This window comes from Streptomyces sp. NPDC039609, from assembly GCF_055596705.1.
In genome coordinates this window covers 19,409-38,941 of record NZ_JBVIUJ010000008.1, presented here as the reverse complement: position 1 = coordinate 38,941, position 19,533 = coordinate 19,409, and the positions used below count along the sequence as shown (strand labels likewise).

At 72.0% G+C, this 19,533-nt stretch carries 15 protein-coding genes; 8 read left to right on the top strand and 7 right to left on the bottom strand.

Annotated features, from left to right (window positions below; genetic code table 11):
* Nucleotides 1–187: 187 nt before the first annotated feature.
* Nucleotides 188–1,825: an acyl-CoA dehydrogenase family protein gene (locus tag ACZ561_RS24105; protein WP_470998685.1), complete on the bottom strand. Its 1,638-nt coding sequence runs from the start codon at nt 1,823–1,825 to the stop codon at nt 188–190.
* Between the two features lie 17 nt (nt 1,826–1,842).
* On the opposite strand from ACZ561_RS24105, the gene ACZ561_RS24100 reads away from it, so the two are divergent.
* Nucleotides 1,843–2,958 (top strand): YihY/virulence factor BrkB family protein, encoded by a 1,116-nt coding sequence (locus ACZ561_RS24100; protein WP_470998682.1) that lies wholly within the window; start codon nt 1,843–1,845, stop codon nt 2,956–2,958.
* A gap of 98 nt (nt 2,959–3,056) precedes the next feature.
* Here the strand turns inward: ACZ561_RS24100 and ACZ561_RS24095 are convergent, their stop codons facing one another.
* A complete protein-coding gene (locus ACZ561_RS24095; RefSeq protein WP_470998679.1) occupies nt 3,057–4,487 on the bottom strand; it encodes a hypothetical protein in 1,431 nt (476 codons plus the stop codon).
* Nucleotides 4,488–4,591: 104 nt separating this feature from the next.
* Here ACZ561_RS24095 and ACZ561_RS24090 point away from each other — a divergent pair, with 104 nt between their 5' ends.
* Entirely contained in the window at nt 4,592–5,326 is a 735-nt protein-coding gene (locus ACZ561_RS24090) for a helix-turn-helix domain-containing protein (protein WP_470998676.1), read from the top strand.
* On the opposite strand, the gene ACZ561_RS24085 is transcribed toward ACZ561_RS24090, so the two are convergent.
* Nucleotides 5,263–5,661 (bottom strand): VOC family protein, encoded by a 399-nt coding sequence (locus ACZ561_RS24085; RefSeq protein WP_470998673.1) that lies wholly within the window; start codon nt 5,659–5,661, stop codon nt 5,263–5,265. The genes ACZ561_RS24090 and ACZ561_RS24085 overlap by 64 nt on opposite strands.
* 293 nt (nt 5,662–5,954) lie before the next feature.
* On the opposite strand from ACZ561_RS24085, the gene ACZ561_RS24080 reads away from it, so the two are divergent.
* The 3 genes from ACZ561_RS24080 to ACZ561_RS24070 all read left to right on the top strand — a co-directional run bounded on the left by ACZ561_RS24080 (nt 5,955) and on the right by ACZ561_RS24070 (nt 9,453).
* Entirely contained in the window at nt 5,955–7,073 is a 1,119-nt protein-coding gene (locus ACZ561_RS24080; RefSeq protein ID WP_470998670.1) for a molybdopterin-dependent oxidoreductase, read from the top strand.
* Nucleotides 7,074–7,193: 120 nt separating this feature from the next.
* Entirely contained in the window at nt 7,194–8,558 is a 1,365-nt protein-coding gene (locus tag ACZ561_RS24075; RefSeq protein ID WP_470998667.1) for an MBL fold metallo-hydrolase, read from the top strand.
* 43 nt (nt 8,559–8,601) lie between these two features.
* A complete protein-coding gene (locus tag ACZ561_RS24070; RefSeq protein ID WP_470998664.1) occupies nt 8,602–9,453 on the top strand; it encodes a sulfurtransferase in 852 nt (283 codons plus the stop codon).
* Nucleotides 9,454–9,468: 15 nt separating this feature from the next.
* On the opposite strand, the gene ACZ561_RS24065 is transcribed toward ACZ561_RS24070, so the two are convergent.
* Together ACZ561_RS24065 and argG are read right to left on the bottom strand one after the other, a co-directional pair.
* Nucleotides 9,469–13,371, bottom strand: a complete 3,903-nt coding sequence (locus ACZ561_RS24065) for an nSTAND1 domain-containing NTPase (protein ID WP_470998661.1) — start codon at nt 13,369–13,371, stop codon at nt 9,469–9,471.
* A gap of 169 nt (nt 13,372–13,540) precedes the next feature.
* Complete coding sequence (argG, locus tag ACZ561_RS24060) at nt 13,541–14,995, bottom strand: argininosuccinate synthase (protein WP_470998658.1); 1,455 nt, start codon at nt 14,993–14,995, stop codon at nt 13,541–13,543.
* A gap of 393 nt (nt 14,996–15,388) precedes the next feature.
* Between argG and rsgA the strand changes: the two genes are divergently transcribed.
* The 3 genes from rsgA (at nt 15,389) to ACZ561_RS24045 (ending at nt 18,481) form a co-directional block, all read left to right on the top strand.
* On the top strand, nt 15,389–16,516 hold the full coding sequence (rsgA, locus tag ACZ561_RS24055; RefSeq protein WP_470998655.1) for a ribosome small subunit-dependent GTPase A: 1,128 nt from the start codon (nt 15,389–15,391) through the stop codon (nt 16,514–16,516).
* Nucleotides 16,517–16,650: 134 nt separating this feature from the next.
* Nucleotides 16,651–18,018: a bifunctional transcriptional activator/DNA repair enzyme AdaA gene (locus tag ACZ561_RS24050; RefSeq protein ID WP_470998652.1), complete on the top strand. Its 1,368-nt coding sequence runs from the start codon at nt 16,651–16,653 to the stop codon at nt 18,016–18,018.
* A gap of 4 nt (nt 18,019–18,022) precedes the next feature.
* Entirely contained in the window at nt 18,023–18,481 is a 459-nt protein-coding gene (locus ACZ561_RS24045; protein WP_470998649.1) for a GNAT family N-acetyltransferase, read from the top strand.
* On the opposite strand, the gene ACZ561_RS24040 is transcribed toward ACZ561_RS24045, so the two are convergent.
* Nucleotides 18,453–18,854 (bottom strand): PPOX class F420-dependent oxidoreductase, encoded by a 402-nt coding sequence (locus tag ACZ561_RS24040; protein ID WP_470998647.1) that lies wholly within the window; start codon nt 18,852–18,854, stop codon nt 18,453–18,455. The two genes, ACZ561_RS24045 and ACZ561_RS24040, sit on opposite strands and share 29 nt — an antisense overlap.
* A gap of 77 nt (nt 18,855–18,931) precedes the next feature.
* Nucleotides 18,932–19,414, bottom strand: coding sequence for a DUF456 domain-containing protein (locus ACZ561_RS24035; protein ID WP_376439740.1), 483 nt, complete (start codon nt 19,412–19,414; stop codon nt 18,932–18,934).
* Between the last annotated feature and the right edge of the window lie 119 nt (nt 19,415–19,533).

Sequence of the window (19,533 nt, the reverse complement as noted above, 5' to 3'; positions counted from 1 at the left end):
TCCTGCAACCCTGTGCAACTCTGGCCGCAACCGCTCTCGTACACGAGGGTGGTGCGAGCGGAGGGTGGTGCCGTGTCGGCGCAGCACCACCCTCGGCTTTTCCGCGCGTGCCGACCCTTTCCGGGTCCACCCCTGGCGCGCGCGGCTCAGCTTTACTCGCGTGCGCCGGGGGCGTGCGCCCGAGGGCTCAGGCCTCCACGCGCGCTCTCTCCACCACCGCCCGCAGATCCAGCGTGGTCGGCAGCGTCCCGAACGCCGAGCCCCGGTCGCCGCCCAGCCGAGAGGCACAGAACGCGTCCGCAACCTCCGCCGGCGCCCACCGCACCAGCAGCGAACCCTGCAGGACCAGCGCCATCCGTTCCGCGAGCCGTCGGGCCCGCCCCTCGATCCCGTCCAGATCGGCCAGTTCGGTGAGCATGCCCTTGATCGCCCCGTCGAGCCGGTGATCCGCGCCCCGCGCCTTGCCGACCTCCGTCAGGAACGCGTTCAGCGCCATCGGCTCCCTCTGCAACGCCCGCACCACATCCAGCGCCTGCACATTGCCGGAGCCCTCCCAGATCGAGTTGAGCGGCGACTCGCGCAGCAGCCGCGGCATCCCCGACTCCTCCACATAGCCGTTGCCGCCCAGGCACTCCAGGGCCTCCGCCACCGTCGGCACGCACCGCTTCGTCACCCAGTACTTCGCCGCCGGCACGGCGATCCGCAGGAAAGCGCGCTCTGCCTCCGTATCGGCGTCGTACGCGGCCGCGAGCCGCATTCCGAGCACCGTCGCCGCCTCCGACTCCAGCGCCAGATCGGCCAGCACATTGCGCATCAGCGGCTTGTCGAGGAGCGGACCGCCGAACGCGCCGCGGTACGCGGTGTGGTGCACGGCCTGCGTCAGCGCCTGCCGCATCAGCGCCGCCGAGCCCAGCACACAGTCGAGCCGGGTCGCCGCCACCATCCCGATGATCGTGCGGACCCCGCGTCCCTCGTCCCCGACCCGGCGCGCCCAGGTCGTCCCGTCGAACTCCACCTCGGCGGAGGCGTTCGAACGGTTCCCCAGCTTGTCCTTGAGCCGCTGGATCGCGAACGCGTTGCGCGTACCGTCCTCCAGGACCCGCGGCACCAGAAAGCAGCTCAGCCCTTCCGGAGCCTGGGCGAGGACCAGGAAGCCGTCCGACATCGGCGCCGAGCAGAACCACTTGTGCCCGGTCAGCACGTACTCGCCGGCCCCGGAGAGCGGCCGCGCCTCGGTCGTGTTCGCCCGTACGTCGCTGCCGCCCTGCTTCTCCGTCATCCCCATCCCGAGGAGTGCCCCCGCCTTCTCGCCGGGCGGCCGCAGCCCCTCCTCGTACACGTGCGAGGTCAGCAGCGGCTCCCAGACGGCGGCGAGCGCGGGCTCCGTCCGCAGCGCGGGCACCGCGGCATGGGTCATCGACAGCGGGCAGCCGTGCCCCGCCTCGGTCTGCGTCGCCAGTATGAACCCGGCCGCCCGCCGCACATGACCACCCGGACGGCCCCAGGCATCGGTCAGACCCGCGGCCACCGACCGTCCCAGCAGCCGGTGCCACGAGGGATGGAACTCCACCTCGTCGATCCGGTTCCCGTACCGGTCGTGCGTCCGCAGCAGCGGTGGATTCCCGTTCGCGAGGGCCCCCCACTCCTGCGCCTGCGCCGACCCGACGGACCGGCCCTGGCCCACGAGCTCCTCGCGCGCTTCCGCGAAGACCTCCGGCGCCAGATGACGCTCGACGGCCTCCGCCAGAGGCCGGTCGGAGGTGTACGCGTCGTATCCGACCAGGGGCGGAGCCTGGTTGGTCACTGTGTGGGTGGTGGCTGCCATGCCGATACGGTAAGGAGGTGCAGGCAGCAAACGAAACACCCGAGCGGCGGCCCGTGGGCAGACTCCACCGGGCGCGAGTCCTCTACCGCAACGTCTCGAAGCGGAAGATGGTCTGGCTGCTCCTGAAGGACACCGTCAACTCGTGCATCGAGTACCGCATCCTCGGCCTCGCCGCCGAAGCGGCGTTCTTCACCCTCCTGTCCCTTCCCCCGCTGCTGCTCGGTCTGATCGCCCTCCTCGGCTACGCCGACGACTGGACCAACACCGACACCGTCGCGAGCATCCAGGAGAACATCCTCCGCGCCGCCGGAACGGTCCTCTCCGACCGCGGCGTACGCGACATCGCCAAACCCGTCCTGGACGACGTCACCCAGGGCAAACGCCCCGAACTCATCTCGCTCGGCTTCGCCATCGCCCTCTGGTCCGGCTCGCGCGCCGTGAACGTCTTCATCGACACCATCACCGTGATGTACGGGCTCGACGGGCACCGCGGCATCGTCAAGACCCGGCTGCTCGCCTTCCTGCTCTACATCGTGGCGCTGCTCATCGGCGCGGTCGTCCTGCCGCTCGCCGTCGTCGGCCCGGACCGGGTGGTGGAGCTGATCCCGTGGGGCACGGAGGTCGTCGCCGTCCTCTACTGGCCCGTCGTCATCCTGCTCTCCATCGCCTTCCTGACGACGCTGTACCACGTGTCCGTCCCGGTCCGCTCCCCATGGATCGAGGACATCCCGGGCGCGCTGGTGGCGCTCGGGATGTGGGTGCTCGGCAGCTTCCTGCTGCGGATCTACCTGACCAGCCAGGTCGAGGGACCCACGATCTACGGCTCCCTCGCCGCGCCCATCGCGGTGCTGCTCTGGATCGGCATCTCGGCCTTCGCCGTGCTCGTCGGCGCGGCGGTGAACGCCGCGATCGACCGTGTCTGGCCCTCCGTCGCCACCGCCGCGGCCCGCGAGGCCAGCGACCGCGCCCGCGCCGCCCAGGCCGCCGACCTCGTCGCCCGGCTGCGCGCGGAGGCGGACGACGTGGACGAGGACGACCCGGACATGCCGTCGGAGTTCCCCGAGCGCTGGTCCCGGTTCCTGCCGCCGGACGACGTCAAGTCGCGGCTGCACTCGGGCTGGGAGAAGGACTAGGGCATCGAGGAGGACTGGGGCATCGAGGAGGACTGGGGCATCGAGGAGGACCGGGGCAGCGAGGAGGACTGGGGCAGCGAGGAGGACGGGGCGGGGACTCAGGTGGCGGTCCTGAGGACCGTGGCGAAGGGGATGACGACGGTTCCGGTCCGGATCGTCTCGACTCCGTATTTCGCCTCGGGATCGAGATTCACGCCGGACACCTTCCCGTGGGCATTGAGCGGCGAGACGGCCGCGTACATCTTCGAATCCTCGCCCAGGAGCCGGATCGCGACGACATAGCGCTGCCTCCGGGTCACGTTGATGATGTTGTTGTTGTGGGTCAGCTCGCCCATGTAGAAGACGTAGTCCCCGCACGCCGCCGGGCACTCGACCATGTCCGTCGCCCCCTTCACCCAGGAGTACCGGGGCCGTACGAACGCACGGTCGACCCTTCCCCGGTCCCTCCTCAGCACGGTGATGTCCCCGTCGACCTCCAGGCTCTCGTAGTCGGCCCCTTTGGGCACCTGGACCACCACGTTCTCGACCTGCCCCGTCCCCGGGTCGAACCAGTCCCCGGGAACGACGATCAGCCCCGTGTCGAGCACACGCCAGGTCGGCAACCCGGCGTAGAGCTCACTGTCCTGTCCCCCCGCCACGTCCTCCTTCGTCCCTGCCAGCTCCTTCGCGCCACCGGCGAAGTCCGACGTTCTGCCCTTCACCCAGAACACGCTGGCGATGACGTTGACGGGAACCCTTCCCGTGTTCTGCAGGGAGAAGGTCACCGGGACATGGATCACCGGCTCCCTCGGGTCCAGCTCCGGCTTGCCGAACCTGGCGCTGAGCGTCACCTGGACGTGTGCCGCGTACGGCTGGTACGCCGCCGAGTAGGCGAAGTTCGCGGCGGCGAGCAGGGCGGTCGCGAGCACGCCCGCGGCGACCTTCCTGGGGTGCGGGATGCCCTGCCAGGCCTTCTCCCGGATGACGGTCCAAGTCGCCCAGACCGCCCAGAGCGACAGCGGCATGTAGCTGAAGACCCAGGGCGTGAACTCCATCTCCTCGAACCACAGGGTCAGAAGCATGGTGTGGACCTGCAGCGCGATGAGAACGCCCACCAGGACCAGCAGCCCGGAGTACCGCAGGTTCCGCTTGCCCCAGTAGTCCCGCACCCCGAGGGCGGCCGCCAGCTGGAGAAGGCCCGCGAGGAAGAAGAGGAAGCCGGTCACCCGCGACGCGAACGTCAGCGCCCCGAAGGCGTCCTCGCTGCCGACGATGATGAGGACGGCCCCCGACATGACCAGGCCCGCCGCCATGACCGCGGCGGTCACCAGTCTCTTGCGCCTCCGGTCGGGCCAGGTGTCGCTACCGGCTTCCCGCCAGCAGATCAGCGCGCGGTCGTCGAGATCCATGTCCCCTGGGAAGCCCTCGCGGACGAGGATCTCCCTCAGCTCGCGCGCCGACCAGGCCGCGCCGACCACCTGATCACCCAGGCGGACCGGTCGCAGGCCACGCTTGTCCGGTGGTGCCACGACCACTCTGGGCAGGTGCATGACTCCAGGTTCGGCCCCGGCCCGCCGGAGCGCCCGCCCTGGTACGCCGACCGGGCGCGACCTCCCACTCCTGGAGGCGTGTCCGGCGGACTACCCTCGGCAGCGTGTACGAGGAACGTCCCGCGCGCCTGGACGGCGCCTTCCTCTGGACCCTCACCACCCAGGTGGGGGCGCCACCCGTGCCCGTCCTGCCCGACGGCTGCATGGATGTGATCTGGTGCGACGGCCGGCTCCTCGTCGCGGGACCCGACACCGTCGCGCACGTCCCCGAGAGCGGGGCGAGCCGCTACGCCGGGATCCGCTTCGCACCCGGAGACGCTCCCGCGCTGCTCGGCATACCGGCGAGCGAACTGCGCGACCGGCGGGTCGAGCTCGGGGCGCTGTGGAGCGGGGCGAGCGCGCGACGGCTCGCCGAGCGGGTGGCGGACGCCCCCGACCCCGCGGCGGTCCTCGAGGCACTCGCGCTGAGCCGGGCCGCCGGAGCCCCGGCCCCCGACCCGCTGCTCCGGGCGGTCGTACGGCGGCTCCAGGCGGGCCGGCCGGTCGCCGAGACGGCCGAGGCCGTAGGGCTCGGGGCCCGGCAGCTGCAGCGGCGGTCACTGGACGCGTTCGGCTACGGGCCCAAGACCCTGGCGCGGATCCTCCGCCTCCAGCGTGCGCTCGCCCTGGTCAGGGCGGGGTTGCCGTACGCCGAGGCGGCGCTCCGGGCCGGCTGCGTCGACCAGGCCCACCTGGCGCGCGAGACCCGGGCCATGGCGGGCACCACCCTGTCCGCCTACGCCTCGGACTGGGCGAAGAGGGACACCCCGCAGCCGTCCGGGTCGAGCACGACGGCATAGCGCTGCCCCCATACGGCGTCCCACGGCTTGAGGTGCCCGCGGTACCCGGTCGAGACCAGCGACTCGTAGGTGGCGTCCACGTCCTGCGGCGTGGCGCAGCGGAACGCGAGCCCGATCCGGTCGCCGCCCCGGGGACGGGACCAGCCGGGATCGAAGGAGGCGATGACCTCCTCCGTGTCCCACGCGATCCGCATCCCACCGGGCAGGTCGGCCTCCACATGGGGCGCGGTGTCGGACTCGGCCGGGATCTCCAGGCCGAGCCGGCGGTAGAAGGCGAGCGAGGCGGCCATGTCGGAGACGACGAGGCCGATGACGTCGAGACGTGGTGTGTCCATGGGGGCACCGTAGGCAGGTGCTGGAGCGTGGGTCTTGTACGAATCGGACGTGGGCGCGGCGAAGGACCCGGCCGGGGTGCCGCGGGCCCGCGGGGCGGTGGGCCGGGCGCGGTGGGCACGCTCGCGCTTTCCGGCCTCGTGGGGTGGCCCGGCTCGGTCTTCCCGGCCTCGTGAGGTGGCCCGGCTCGGTCTTCCCGGCCTCGTGGGGTGGCCCGGCTCGGTCTTCCCGGCCTCGTGGGGTGGCCCGGCCGGACGTACGCTGGAACGGGACCGTGCCCGACGGAGGTGCCGGCATGACCGCATCGGCCATACCTCGAGGGCCCGGTGCGACCGCCTGGGCGCCTGAGACGGTGACCACCGACCCGTACAACGCCCAGACGCCGAGGGCCGCGCTGGCCGAGCGCGTCACCCCCGCGGACGCGCTGTTCGTCCGGGACCACTTCGGGGTGCCGCGGACGGCGGTCACCGACTGGGGGCTGCGGATCGGCGGGGCGGTGACCGCACCGGTCACCCTCGGCTACGAGGAGCTGCTCGCCCTTGGGCGCCTCGGACGCCGGGAGTTCGACGTCGTCCTGGAGTGCGCGGGCAACGGCCGCGCCCAGATGACCCCGCGCCCGCCGGGACTGCCCTGGGACCAACGGGCGGTCGGCTGCGCCCGGTTCGCGGGCGTTCCGTTCCACCTCGTCGCCGAACGAGCCGGTGTCGAACAGGAGACGGTCGAGTTCGTCTTCGCCGGGGCCGACGCCGGCACCGTGCACGGTCACCCGGCCGCCTTCGAACGCAGCCTCCCGCTCGCCGAGGCTCTCCACCCGGACACGCTCCTCGCCACCCATATGAACGGCGAGCCGCTCCCGCCCGAGCACGGCGCCCCGGTCCGTCTCGTGGTTCCCGGCCGGTACGCGGTCGCCGACGTGAAGTGGCTGGTCGAGGCGAGGGCCGTCACGGAACCCTTCACCGGGGTCTTCCAGGCCGAGGAGTACGTGTACGTCGAGTCGCGGGGCATCCCCGAAGGCCCCGTCGCGGCCATCCGGGTCAAGTCGTTCATCAGCGCGCCCGAGCCGGACGACGATCTCCGGCGCGGCACGCAGACCGTCGTACGCGGCCGGGCGTGGTCGGGTGCCGGACTGGCCGTGGGACGGGTCGAGGTCCGGGCCGAGCACGAGGACGAGGACCGTCCGGGAGAGGAGCCCGCCGGGGAAGCGGACTGGCACGACGCCGACCTGGAGCCGCCGACCGGGCCGTACGCCTGGACCGGCTGGTCGTACCGGTGGACGCCCAGGAGGCCGGGCCGGTACCGGTTGCTGGCCCGGGCGACCGACGCGCGCGGCGACACCCAGCCCCCGCGGGCGCCATGGAACGCCCAGGGCTACGGCTGCAACCCGGTGGCGGCGGTCGACGTGGTCGTCGTCTGAGGCGACGGGCGACCGGCGACGGGCAACGGCCGACCGGCGACCGCGACCGGCGACCGAGCCCCTTCAGGTGCTCCGCCGCTCAGGGAACGCGCAGGGAAGGACAGGAGAGCAGGTGACGGCATGAACGCCAACGCGATGGAGATCCGGCCCGTGACCACGGCCTCGCTCGGCGACACCAGCTACCTCCTCGTGAGCGGCGACGAGGCCGCGCTGGTCGACCCCCAGCGCGACAGCTGGGGCCTGATCGAGTCCTGTACCACCCAGGGGGTGCGCATCCGGTACGTACTGGAGACCCATGTGCACAACGACTACGTCTCCGGCGCCCTGGAGGTCCGTGCCGCGACCGGCGCCACCGTCGCCGTGCCGGCCCGCGCGCCCTACGCCTTCGACCACCTGCCGCTCGCCGACGAGGACGAGATCGCCGTGGGGGACGTCGTCGTACGGGCGATGGAGACACCCGGGCACACCGCCGAGCACACCGCCTACCTCGTCTGCGAGAACGGCGGTGACGCACCGACCGCCGTCTTCACCGGCGGCAGCCTGCTCGTCGGCAGCGCGGGCCGTACCGACCTGTCCGGTCCCGACCGCGCGAACGAACTCACCCGGGCGCAGTACCGCTCCCTGCGGCGGCTCTCGCTGCTCCCCGACGCCACCCGGGTGCTGCCGACCCACGGGGCGGGCAGCTCGTGCGCTGCGGGTCCGGTCTCCGGCGAGCGGACCACCACCATGGGCCGCGAACGGCGCACCAACCCCACGCTCGGCACCCGCGACGAGGAGGAGTTCGTACGGGAACGGCTCTCGGGCCTGCCGCCGTACCCCCCGTACTACCGCTACATGGCGCCGATCAACCGCTCGGGCCCCGAGGTGCTCGGCGGACGCCCGGCCGTACGGCCGCTCTCGGTGAACGAGGTCGAGGGGCTGATCGGAGGCGGCGCACAGCTCGTCGACGGGCGGGACCGCCGCACCTTCGCCGAGGGCCATGTGCCGGGCTCCCTCTGCGACGAGCTGGACGAGCGCTTCGCGAGCCTCGTCGGCGAGGTCGTGCCGTTCGGCACGCGGCTCGTCCTCGTCACTCCGGAGCCCGCCGACGAAGCAGCCGAGGAGGCCATGCTCCAGCTGCTGCGGATCGGCTACGAGAACGTCGCCGGCCGGCTGGTCGGTGGTGTCGAGGCCTGGCGCGAGGCGGGCCGACCGGTGGCCTCCTTCCGTACCGCGGACGCGTCCGACCTGGCCGGCTCCCTCGCCGACCGGTGGGTGCTCGACGTCCGGCCGGAGCGCCCGGAGGGCGGCATCCCCGGCACGTACGCCGTCCCGCTCGCCGAACTGCCCCGGCGGCTGGGCGAGATACCGCGGGACCGCGAGGTCTGGACGGTCTGCGGGAGCGGCCGCCGGGCGACGATCGCGGCCGGCCTGCTCGACCGGGCCGGCGTCCCCGTCACGGCGGTGGTGCGAGGAGGTGTCGGGGATCTGACGACGCACGGATGAGGCGCACGAAGCGCACGAGGCGTACGGGAGAACGGAGAAGACGATGGGCACGAATGGCTACGCGCATCCGGAGACCCTGGTGGACACCGAGTGGCTGGCCGCCCACCTCGACGACCCGACCGTTCGCGTCATCGACGTGGACGAGGACACGACCGCCTTCGAACACGCCCACATTCCGGGGGCCGTGGGCTGGAACTGGACCACCGACCTGCACGCCGCGGTGGGCCGCGACTACCTGGACCGGGAGGCTCTCGGCGACCTCCTCGCCGCGGCGGGCGTCGCCGACGACACGACCGTGATCCTGTACGGGGGCAACAACAACTGGTTCGCGGCGTACGCCTATTGGATCCTCCGGTTGCGCGGCTTCAACAAGGCGAAGCTGCTCGACGGCGGACGGAAGAAGTGGGAGCTGGAGAGCCGGGGCATGACCCGGATGGTCACGGAGCACCGGCGTACCGACTACACCGTGACCGGCCAGGAGAATCCCCAGTTCCGCGCGATGAGGAGTGAGGTCCTCGACAGCGTCGGGTCCGCCGCCCGCATGGTCGACGTTCGGTCCCCCGAGGAGTACCGCGGCGAGAGGCTGGCGCCGCCGCACCTGCCCCAGGAACAGGCCCAGGTCCCCGGCCACATTCCCGGGGCGTCCAACGTCCCCTGGTCGCAGGCGGCCAACGAGGACGGGACGTTCAAGTCCGCGGACGAGCTGAAGGAGTTGTACGCGGGCAAGGGCATCACCCCCGAGCGGGAGGTCATCGCCTACTGCCGCATCGGCGAACGCTCCTCGCACACCTGGTTCGCGCTCCACGAACTCCTCGGCTACCCGGACGTCAAGAACTACGACGGCTCCTGGACGGAGTACGGCTCGCTGGTGAGGGCACCCGTCGAACTGGGGTGAGGGCGGGCCCCTTCCCTAACGCTGTCCCTTGCCGCACGGCGGGTCGTAGGGCAGGGCCGGGGACACGAACTCCTTCCACACGTCGGGGTTCATCGCCGAGCGGGTCGACGCGCACAGGATCGTTCGTGCGCGGGCCGGATCGGTCTGCCAGAGCCGTACGGTGCCGTCCTGGCCGGCGGTCACCAGTACGTCGCCGCGTGGGGTGTACCGCAGCGCGTTGACATTGGCGTTGTGCCCGGTGACGGGGAGACCGTAGGCCGTGATGCCAGCGGGATCCGACGTGTTCCAGAGCCGGATCTGGCCGATGGAGTTGCCGCTCGCGAGCATGGCGCCGTCCGGGGCGAAGCCGACGCTCCACACCGAGCCTCCGCTGAGCGGCGGCTTGCCGACGGGTTTGGGGGAGGACGGCCGGGACACGTCGAAGAGCCTGATCCGGCTGTCCCCACCGCCGGTCGCGACCAGCGGGGCGCGTGGATGTGCGTCGAGGGAGATGACGGCTTGGGCGTCGAACTGACGACCGTCGCGTACGGGAGCGGCCCCCTTGGCCGTTCGCCAGGCCCGGACATCGCCCACGGCCTGCGTTGAGTAGAGGTGGCCCGAACCGCCTCCGACGGCCAGGGCCTTGGTCGCCAGCTCATCCTCGTCGAGCTCGCCGCCGAGCGGGGTAGGACGCGTCGGATCGGCCACGTTCCAGGCGCGGAGGCCACCGTCGTAGCCGCCGTCGAGGTCCATCGACGCCGCCACCAGCGTGCTTCCGTCGGCGCCGACGGCCAGCGCGGAGACGGGTTCCGACTGTCCCGGCAGCGAGTTGCCGATGGCCAGCGGCCGAGTGGGCGCCGACACGTCCCACAGCCGGACGTCGCCGCGCTGGCCGCCGGTGGCCAGCACGTTCTTCCCCGACGTGCCGCTTCCGCGCGGCAGGAAGGCCAGGGAGGACACGGTGCCGTAGGAGCCCGTGAACCCACCGACGTACTTCAGGTACGTCGGGTCGGAGAGGTCGAACAGCGTGACCTGAGGGCCCGAAGCGACCGCGAGCAGCTGTCCGTCGCCGGTCAGCGCCAGCGCTTCGGCGGCCTTTCCGCCCCCCAGGACGGACAGGCCCGAGGGCACACGCCACAGATGAACCTTGCCGTCCCCGCCGCCGCTCACCAACGTGAGTCCTGTCCGCGCGAAGGCGAGAGTGCTGACGAGTGTGTTGTGTCCGCGCAGCGTCGGGATGATCGTCCGAGCGTGTTCGGGGGCCGCCACGTTCCAGACGTTGATGTTCCCCGCGTCGTCCCCGGTGGCGAGCAGGTGGCCACCCGAGCTGAAAGCGAGCGCGTTGGCCGACGTCCCCAGGAACAAGGTGTTGCTCAACTTCGGCCGACGCGGGTCGGACACGTCCCACAGCCGCACCCTTCCGTCACCGCCGGCGGTGGCCAGCACCGCGGCGACGGGGCTGAAGGCCGCCTTGTTGACGATGCCGCGATGCTCGCCCAGCTCGTCGCCGAGCGCCTTGGGCCGGGCCGGGTCCGACACGTCCCACAGCCGCGCGAGCAGGCTGCGGTCGCCGTCGGGTCCCCCGGTGCCCCCGGTGACGGCGAGGGTGCGGCCGTCATGGCTGAAGGCCACGGACATGATGAGCTGCCATTCGACCGAGACCACCTTGCTCACCGTTCGTGGCCGCCGAGGATCGCTCACGTCGATCATGTACACGGTCCCGCTCGTCTCGCTGCCGGAGTTGTCCGTGACGGCGACGGCCAGGGTCCGGCTGTCGGGGCTGAACTGCAGGCTCATCACCATGCCCCGCTGGGTCGACGACCACGGTGCGTTCAGCGCCACAGGCCGCTTCGGATCGGAGACGTCAATAAGCCGTACCTTGCCGTCCACGTCGCCCCGGGCGAGCAGGTCACCCTTCGCGTTGTACGCGATCGTGGACGCGGCGGCCGTCTCCTTCGCTCCCGGCTCGGTGACCAGAGCCACCGGGCGGGCCGTGTTCCTGGCGTCCCAGAACCGCAGGGAGCCGCCGCCGGTGGCCAGCCGTCCCTTCGGGCCGAACACGACGGACGGAGCCGTGCCGAAGTCGCCCGGCACGGTCGAGGGCAGCACCGAATCGGCCGCCGTCATCAGGCGTGTGTGCAGCCGGTCCGTCGGACGCATCCGGTGGGCGACGAGGTCGAGTTGCGCGGCCAGCGCGCCGTTGGTCTCCCGCTGGCGGTCCGCCTCGGCGCTGACCCGGTCGAAGATGGCGTTGTCGCGCTGCTCGACGGCGTTACGGCTCTGCTGGAACGCGACCGTTGCCGCCACCATGGCCAGCACCGCCAGCAGGGAGACGGCCGCCACCGCACCACGCTTGACCCGGCGGCCCCGTCGCTCCTGCCGCTCGGAGGCGGCGAGGAAGTCCGTGACCAGGGGCGTGAGGTCCTCGGGGCTCGCTCCCGAGGCCCAGGAGCGGGCGAGCACGAGCTTGGCCCCCCGGTGCAGCGTCGTCGCGTCCTTGCGGTCGCCGCGCTCCCAGGCCACGGCCGCCTCCTCCACCTCCTGCCGTACCGGCATGCCGCGCTTGCCCGTCCCGATCCAGTTGCGGTGCAGTCGTGGCCACGCCCCCAGCAGTGCCTCGTGCGTGACCTCGACGACGACCGTGCCCTGCCGCCAGTCCACGCCCTGGGTGAGCAGCCGGGCGCGGGTGAAGCGCTCCGCGAGATCGGGCACCTCCTTCGGGTCGGCGGCGGCGAGGAGCAGGTCGGCGCGGGTCCGTCGGCGGCGGGTCACCTCGCCGTCCTCGCCGATCCTGACGAGGCTGAGGAACATCAGCCGTGCCGCCCGCTGCGCGGACGGGGTCAGCTTCCCGAACTCCTCCTCGGCGGTGGCCGCCACCGCGCCGTCGATGCCGCGGGTGTCGCGGTAGCTGTCCACGGTCAGCGTGTCGCCCCTGCGCTCCAGCCAGGTGGCCCGCAGCGCATGCGCGAGGAGGGGGAGCCGTCCGGTCTCGTACGCGCCCTCGTCGCGTGGGGAGCTGCCCCGCAGATCGCGCAGGACGAGGTCCACGAGACCGGGCGCGAGCGTCAGACGGGCGCGCTCGGCGGGCATGGTCACCGCCCGGCGGACCTCGTCGTCGCTCATCGGTCCGACGATGACCTGACGCTCCACCAGGGCGTCGCGCAGATAGGGGAAGGCGCTGCAGGAGCCGTAGAAGTCCGCGCGCAGTCCGTAGACGGCCAGGGCGACGGGTGTCTCGCCGCCGGGCGTGCCCTCGGCCGGCGCCGCACCCGTCAGCTCGGCGAGCACGTCGACGAAGCGGCGGCGGACGGACTCGTCCTGGCAGACGGTGAAGAGCTCCTCCAGCTGGTCGACGACGAGCACGACCCGGCGGTCCGGCCAGAGGTCCAGCCGTTCGCGTACGAAGGAGGTGAGCCGGCCGGCCTCCATCTCCTCGGTGACCCGGGCCGGTTCGGCGTCCATGAGCCGGCCGAGGCCCGATGCGAGCGCCGCCAGCGGCTCGGCCGTGGGGGTCAGCAGGAGTTGCGGCCAGTGCCGGGAGCCCGGTAGCCGCCCCTGGGCGAGCCCCGGGAGCACCCCGGCACGGAGCAGCGACGACTTGCCCGCGCCGGAGGGTGCGACGACGGCCAGCGGGCTGTGGTCGCTCACGCAAAGCTCAAGGCGGTTCATGACCCTGCTGACGAGGGCTTCCCGGCCGAAGAACCACTCGGCCTCGTCCGTGTCGAACGCGCGCAGTCCGGGGTAGGGGCACTCCTCGCCCTCGGAGGGCGAGGACGTTCTGGACCTGGACTCGCCACGGGAGTGGTAGTGCTCGTGGTGGTGTTCGGTCACACCGCCGTGGACGACGACCATGTCCCTCGCCGAGCGATACACGTTGCCCCGCTCGCCGGCCCACGCGTGCAGCTCGTCCGCCAGCAGGGCTTGACGCTGCTCGTCCATGGACAACCCCCGACTCCGAGAACCATGTTGCCTGTGTGACGCGCATGCTACGGACAGTTCGCAAACGTGACCATGCCATGACAGGAGGAACAGGGGGTGGTCGGCCCGGAGCAAGCAGAAGGCCGACCCGGCGCCAAAGGCGCCGAGCCGGCCTTCTCTCTCGAGCTCGTCAGTCCGTGCCGAACTCCATCGCGGCGCGGTCCAGCATCTCGTCGTCCTCGGCGACCTCGCCACGGGAGGCGATGGCCTCGGCGCCGCCCTCCGGCAGCTCCGTCATGGTGCCGATCAGCCCGGCCGCGGCCGCCTGCGCGGCGCCGATGGCGGGGTGGCCGGCGCCGATCAGGCCGAGCCCGGCGTACTGCTCCAGCTTGGCGCGCGAGTCGGCGATGTCGAGGTTGCGCATGGTGAGCTGGCCGATCCGGTCCGTCGGACCGAACGCGGAGTCCTCGGTGCGCTCCATGGACAGCTTGTCCGGGTGGTAACTGAACGCGGGGCCCGTGGTGTTGAGGATCGAGTAGTCCTCACCGCGCCGCAGTCGCAGCGTCACCTCGCCGGTGACGGCCGCGCCGACCCAGCGCTGCAGCGACTCCCGGATCATCAGCGCCTGCGGGTCCAGCCAGCGGCCCTCGTACATCAGCCGCCCGAGCCGGCGTCCCTCGGTGTGGTACTGGGCGAGGGTGTCCTCGTTGTGGATCGCGTTGACCAGGCGCTCGTACGCGGCGTGCAGCAGGGCCATGCCGGGCGCCTCGTAGATGCCACGGCTCTTGGCCTCGATGATCCGGTTCTCGATCTGGTCGGACATGCCCATGCCGTGGCGACCGCCGATGGCGTTCGCCTCCATGACCAGGTCGACGGGGGAGTCGAACTTCTGGCCGTTGATCGTCACCGGGCGGCCCTGGTCGAAGCCGATCGTCACGTCCTCGGTGGCGATCTCGACCGACGGGTCCCAGAACCGGACGCCCATGATGGGCTCCACGGTCTCCACACCGGTGTCCAGGTGCTCCAGGGTCTTGGCCTCGTGGGTGGCGCCCCAGATGTTGGCGTCGGTGGAGTACGCCTTCTCCGTGCTGTCGCGGTAGGGCAGGCCGTGGGTGACGAGCCACTCCGACATTTCCTTGCGGCCGCCGAGCTCGGTCACGAAGTCCGAGTCCAGCCAGGGCTTGTAGATCCGCAGGTGCGGGTTGGCGAGCAGGCCGTACCGGTAGAACCGCTCGATGTCGTTGCCCTTGAACGTCGAGCCGTCGCCCCAGATCTGGACGTCGTCCTCGAGCATCGCCCGGACCAGCAGGGTGCCGGTGACGGCGCGGCCGAGCGGGGTGGTGTTGAAGTAGGCGCGCCCGCCCGAGCGGATGTGGAACGCCCCGCAGGTCAGTGCGGCAAGGCCCTCCTCGACCAGCGCCGCGCGGCAGTCGACCAGACGCGCGATCTCGGCGCCGTAGGTCTTCGCACGGCCGGGCACCGAGGCGATGTCGGGCTCGTCGTACTGGCCGATGTCGGCGGTGTAGGTGCACGGGACGGCACCCTTGTCGCGCATCCACGCGACCGCGACGGAGGTGTCGAGACCGCCCGAGAAGGCGATGCCGACGCGCTCGCCGGCGGGAAGGGAGGTGAGGACCTTGGACATAGGAAGAGTATGCAGGATTCCGCATGATCATGCAAGGCCGGGCTCTTCCGAGCCGACGCCGCACCCTCCACGGTGCGGCCTTGGCCGCCTGTTCCGCGACTTCAGGGCGTACGCCCGGGTGATCCTGCCGATCTCCCGGAAGCGGCGTCGGAAAATGCGTAGCGCTTCCGGGAGAGGCCTCGTTAGGGTGTGATCGTTCTTGCGGGAGCGGCCAGTGGGCCGCCCGTAAACCGCCGTTCTCCGTGATCCAGGAGGTGTGACTGTGGCTGCCGTGTCGATGGGCGCTGCCCTCATCCCGATGTTCGTCCACACCACCTCCGTGGCCGCCGGCTGACCTACCTCTTTCCGCGTCGTACGACGCGTGCCGGGGCCACCCTTGTGAAGGGTCACCCCTTGTCTTTCGCCTCTCTTCAGGCATCCATCTCCACCTCCGCGCTCGCCCCGTACGGCTGGGACGACGACTGGGCGGACGCGTTCGCTCCGTACGCCGCGCAGGGACTGCTGCCCGGACGTGTCCTCCGGGTGGACCGCGGCCAGTGCGATGTGGCCACGCCCGTCGGCATCGTGCGTGGCGACACCGAGTTCGTCGTTCCCCACGACCCGCTGAAGGTCGTCTGCACGGGGGACTGGGTCGCCGTCGACGCGGCCGGCGACCCCCAGTACGTACGGACCCTGCTGCCGCGCCGCACGGCGTTCGCACGGTCCACCTCGTCCAAGCGGTCCGAGGGGCAGATCCTCGCCGCCAACGTCGACCACGCGATCATCACCGTCTCGCTCGCGGTCGAACTGGACCTCGGCCGCGTGGAGCGCTTCCTCGCCCTGGCCTGGGAGTCCGGCGCTCAGCCCCTCGTCGTGCTCAGCAAGGCCGACCTCGTCCCCGACCCGGTCGGGCTCTCCTACCTCGTCGAGGACGTGGAGTCCGTGGCGCCGGGGGTGCAGGTGGTGCCGGTCAGCGCACAGACCGGTGAGGGGCTCGACGTGCTCGCCGCGGTCGTGTCCGGCGGGACCAGCGTGCTGCTCGGGGCCTCCGGCGCCGGGAAGTCGACGCTCGCCAACACTCTCCTCGGCGAGGACGTGATGACCGTCCAGGCCGCCCGTGACGTGGACGGCAAGGGCCGGCACACCACGACCACCCGCAACCTGCTCCTGCTGCCCGGGGGCGGCGTCCTCATCGACACCCCGGGTCTGCGTGGTGTCGGGCTCTGGGACGCCGAGTCCGGGGTCGGCCAGGTCTTCTCCGAGATCGAGCAGCTGGCCGAGGACTGCCGCTTCCACGACTGCGCCCACGAAGCGGAACCGGGCTGCGCGGTGACGGCGGCGGTCGACGACGGCTCGCTGTCGGTGCGCCGGCTCGAGAGCTACCGCAAACTCCTGCGCGAGAACCAGCGCATCGTCGCCAAGACCGACGCCCGGCTCCGGGCCGAGATCCTCAAGGACTGGAAGCGCAAGGGCGCGGAGGGTCGCGCCGCGATGGAGATCAAGCGGGGCGGCCGTGCGCGCGAGTCACGGAACGGCTGGTAGCGAAGGCCGGTGACCTCGTGTCCGGCGGCTGTCTCCGGCCGTCCGGGGCGGTCGCCCGGCAGAGGAGCCCCGGAGGCAGTGCGGCGTCCGAAAACCGCCAGACGAGTACCCGGGGCTCCCGCACACTGGGTGTCGTGAGCGACCACGACACCAGCGAGGACACCCGGTACGAGGCGGTCAGCAGCCGCGACGCGCGGTTCGACGGCGCGTTCTTCTTCGCCGTCGAGACCACCGGGATCTACTGCCGGCCCAGCTGCCCCGCGGTGACGCCCAAGCGGAAGAACGTCACCTTCTTTCCCACCGCGGCCGCCGCCCAGGGCCACGGCTTCCGGGCCTGCCGGCGCTGCCGCCCCGACGCCGTGCCCGGATCCGCCGAGTGGAACGTCCGTGCCGACGTCGTCGGGCGCGCCATGCGGATGATCGGGGACGGCGTCGTCGACCGGGAGGGCGTGCCCGGGCTCGCCGGGCGACTCGGATACAGCGCCCGACAGGTGCAGCGGCAACTCACCGCCGAACTCGGCGCGGGGCCCGTCGCGCTCGCCCGCGCCCAGCGCGCCCACACCGCCCGGCTGCTGCTGCAGACCACCGGGCTCCCGATCACGGACATCGCGTTCGCCTCCGGGTTCGCCAGCGTGCGCCAGTTCAACGACACGATCCGCCGCATCTACGCCCGTACCCCCTCGGAGCTGCGCACCGAGTCCGGCACCGGCGCCGGACCCCGCACCGCCCTGGCCGCCGGGGTGCCGCTGCGTCTCGCCCACCGCGGCCCGTACGCCGCCCGCGAGGTCTTCGACCTGCTCGCCGCCGAGGCCCTGCCCCACGTCGAGGAGGTGCTCGGCACCCCCGGCACCCGCACCTACCGCCGCACGCTCCGTCTCCCGTACGGCACCGGCATCGTCTCCGTCGACGAGCGCTCCGCAGGGTCCTGGCTGGACGCCCGGATCCACCTCACCGACCTGCGGGACCTCACCACCGCCGTCCAGCGGCTGCGCCGCCTCCTCGACCTGGACGCCGACCCCTACGCCGTCGCCGAGCGCCTCGGCGCCGACCCCGAACTCGCCGACAGGGTCGCGGCCCGCCCCGGCGTACGGTCGCCGGGCGCTGCCGATCCGGAGGAGTTCGCGGTACGGACCCTGGTCGGCCCGGAAACGGCGGCGCGGCTGGTGGCGGCGCACGGCACGCCGCTGGACAGCGCCTGCGGCACCCTCACCCACCTCTTCCCCGAGCCCACCGCGCTCACCACCGACCCGATCGCCGGCCCGCTCGCGAGGGAGCTCGCCACCGGGGCCGTACGCCTCGATCCGGGCGCCGACCGCGAGGAGGCGGAACGGGCCCTGCGCGCCGTCCCCGGCGTCACCGCCGCGCAGGCCGCCCTTGTCCGGATGCGTGCCCTGGGCGACCCCGACGTCGCTCCCGAGGGCGCCCCGGACGACGAGGCCTGGCGGCCCTGGCGGTCGTACGCCCTCAGGTATCTGGAGCTCGTACCCGTACCGGCAGAATGAGCTCATGATCACCCATGAGCACCAGATCGGCATCGACCCGCTGGGACCTGACGACCGTGACGCCTGGGAGCGTCTCTTCCGCGCGTACATCGACTTCTACGGCCGCAGCGAGCCCGACGCCATGTACGAGCGGGCCTGGACCGCTTTCCGGGACGGCACCCGGCTGCACGCCCTCGCCGCCCGGCTCGACGGCCGGATCGTCGGCATCACCCACTTCTTCATCCACCCCAACACCTCCGGGCCGGACGTCTGCTACCTGCAGGACCTGTTCACCGACCCCGAGGCGCGCGGCAAGGGCGTCGCCCGCGCCCTGATCGCCGCCGTGACGGAATGGGCGCGGGAGCGGGACTGCGACCGGGTCTACTGGAACACCCAGGAGTCGAACGCCACCGCCCGCAGGCTCTACGACCAGGTGGCTCGGAACACCGGCTTCATCAGGTACCAGATCGATCTTCCGAAGTAGCCGCGAGGCCCCAGCTGTGGATCCTGCGGGGGTGGATCCGGATGACCTCCTCGCTGAAGTGCGGGCCGAGCTCGTGCGGTCCGACCAGGAGCTCGGCCACCCCGCGGATCTCCACCCCGCGCACCCGCCAGGGCCGTAGGCTCGCCAGATCGTCGACGACCAGAGCGACCTTGGGGTTCGCCCGGAGATTGCGCCACTTCTTCGAGCGGCCCATCGCGAGCCCGCCCACCAGGACCGTGCCGTCCTCCTGCGGGAAGAAGCCGACCGGGTTGGCCTGCGGCTGACCGTCGGGGTCGACCGTGGCCATCCGGGCCAGCCGCTGGGTCCGCAGATAGGCCCGCTCGTCCTCGTTGAATCCGTCGAAATCCCTCATGCGGCCAGGGTCGCGCGCCGACCGGGCCCGGCGCATCGGCGATCCGTCCCAGTCCGCGTCCCGTGAGACCTAGGACTTCAGCCCCAGATCACCGCGCCGAACCACGCCCCGGCGATCAGCAGACAGGAGAAGAGCTCCACGAGAATGCTCGTCCCCGCCGCGCGCATCACCGTCCGGGTGGAGGCCCTGGCCTGGCCGTGACCGCCGAGGCGGAGCCGTTCCGAGAGGTAGATGCCGCCGATGAAGCCGGGGATCGCGCCGAGCACGGGGATCAGGAAGAAGCCGAGGAACGAGCCGACCCCGGCGTACGCCACCATCCGACGGGTGATGCCGACCCCGCGGATCCGGCGCTGCGGCAGCTGCCACACGACCACCTGGGTGAGCAGGAGCAGCGCCGTCGAGGAGACGAGCAGGATCCAGGCGAGCCCGCTCTGCTCGTTGAGGGACCACCAGAGCATGGCGGCCCACACCAGCCACGGCCCGGGCACGCCGGGAGCCAACACCCCGAACAGGCCGAGCAGCATCACCATCGCGACGAGCAACAGCTGCCACACACCCATCTGCCAAGCGTGCAGGACCGATGATCTTCTCGCAGGTCGCAGGGTACGTACGGGGGGCGGGACGCCGCCCGTCGCGGGTGCCGGCCGGGGCCGGGCGGCCACCCGGCGCGGGGTCGTCC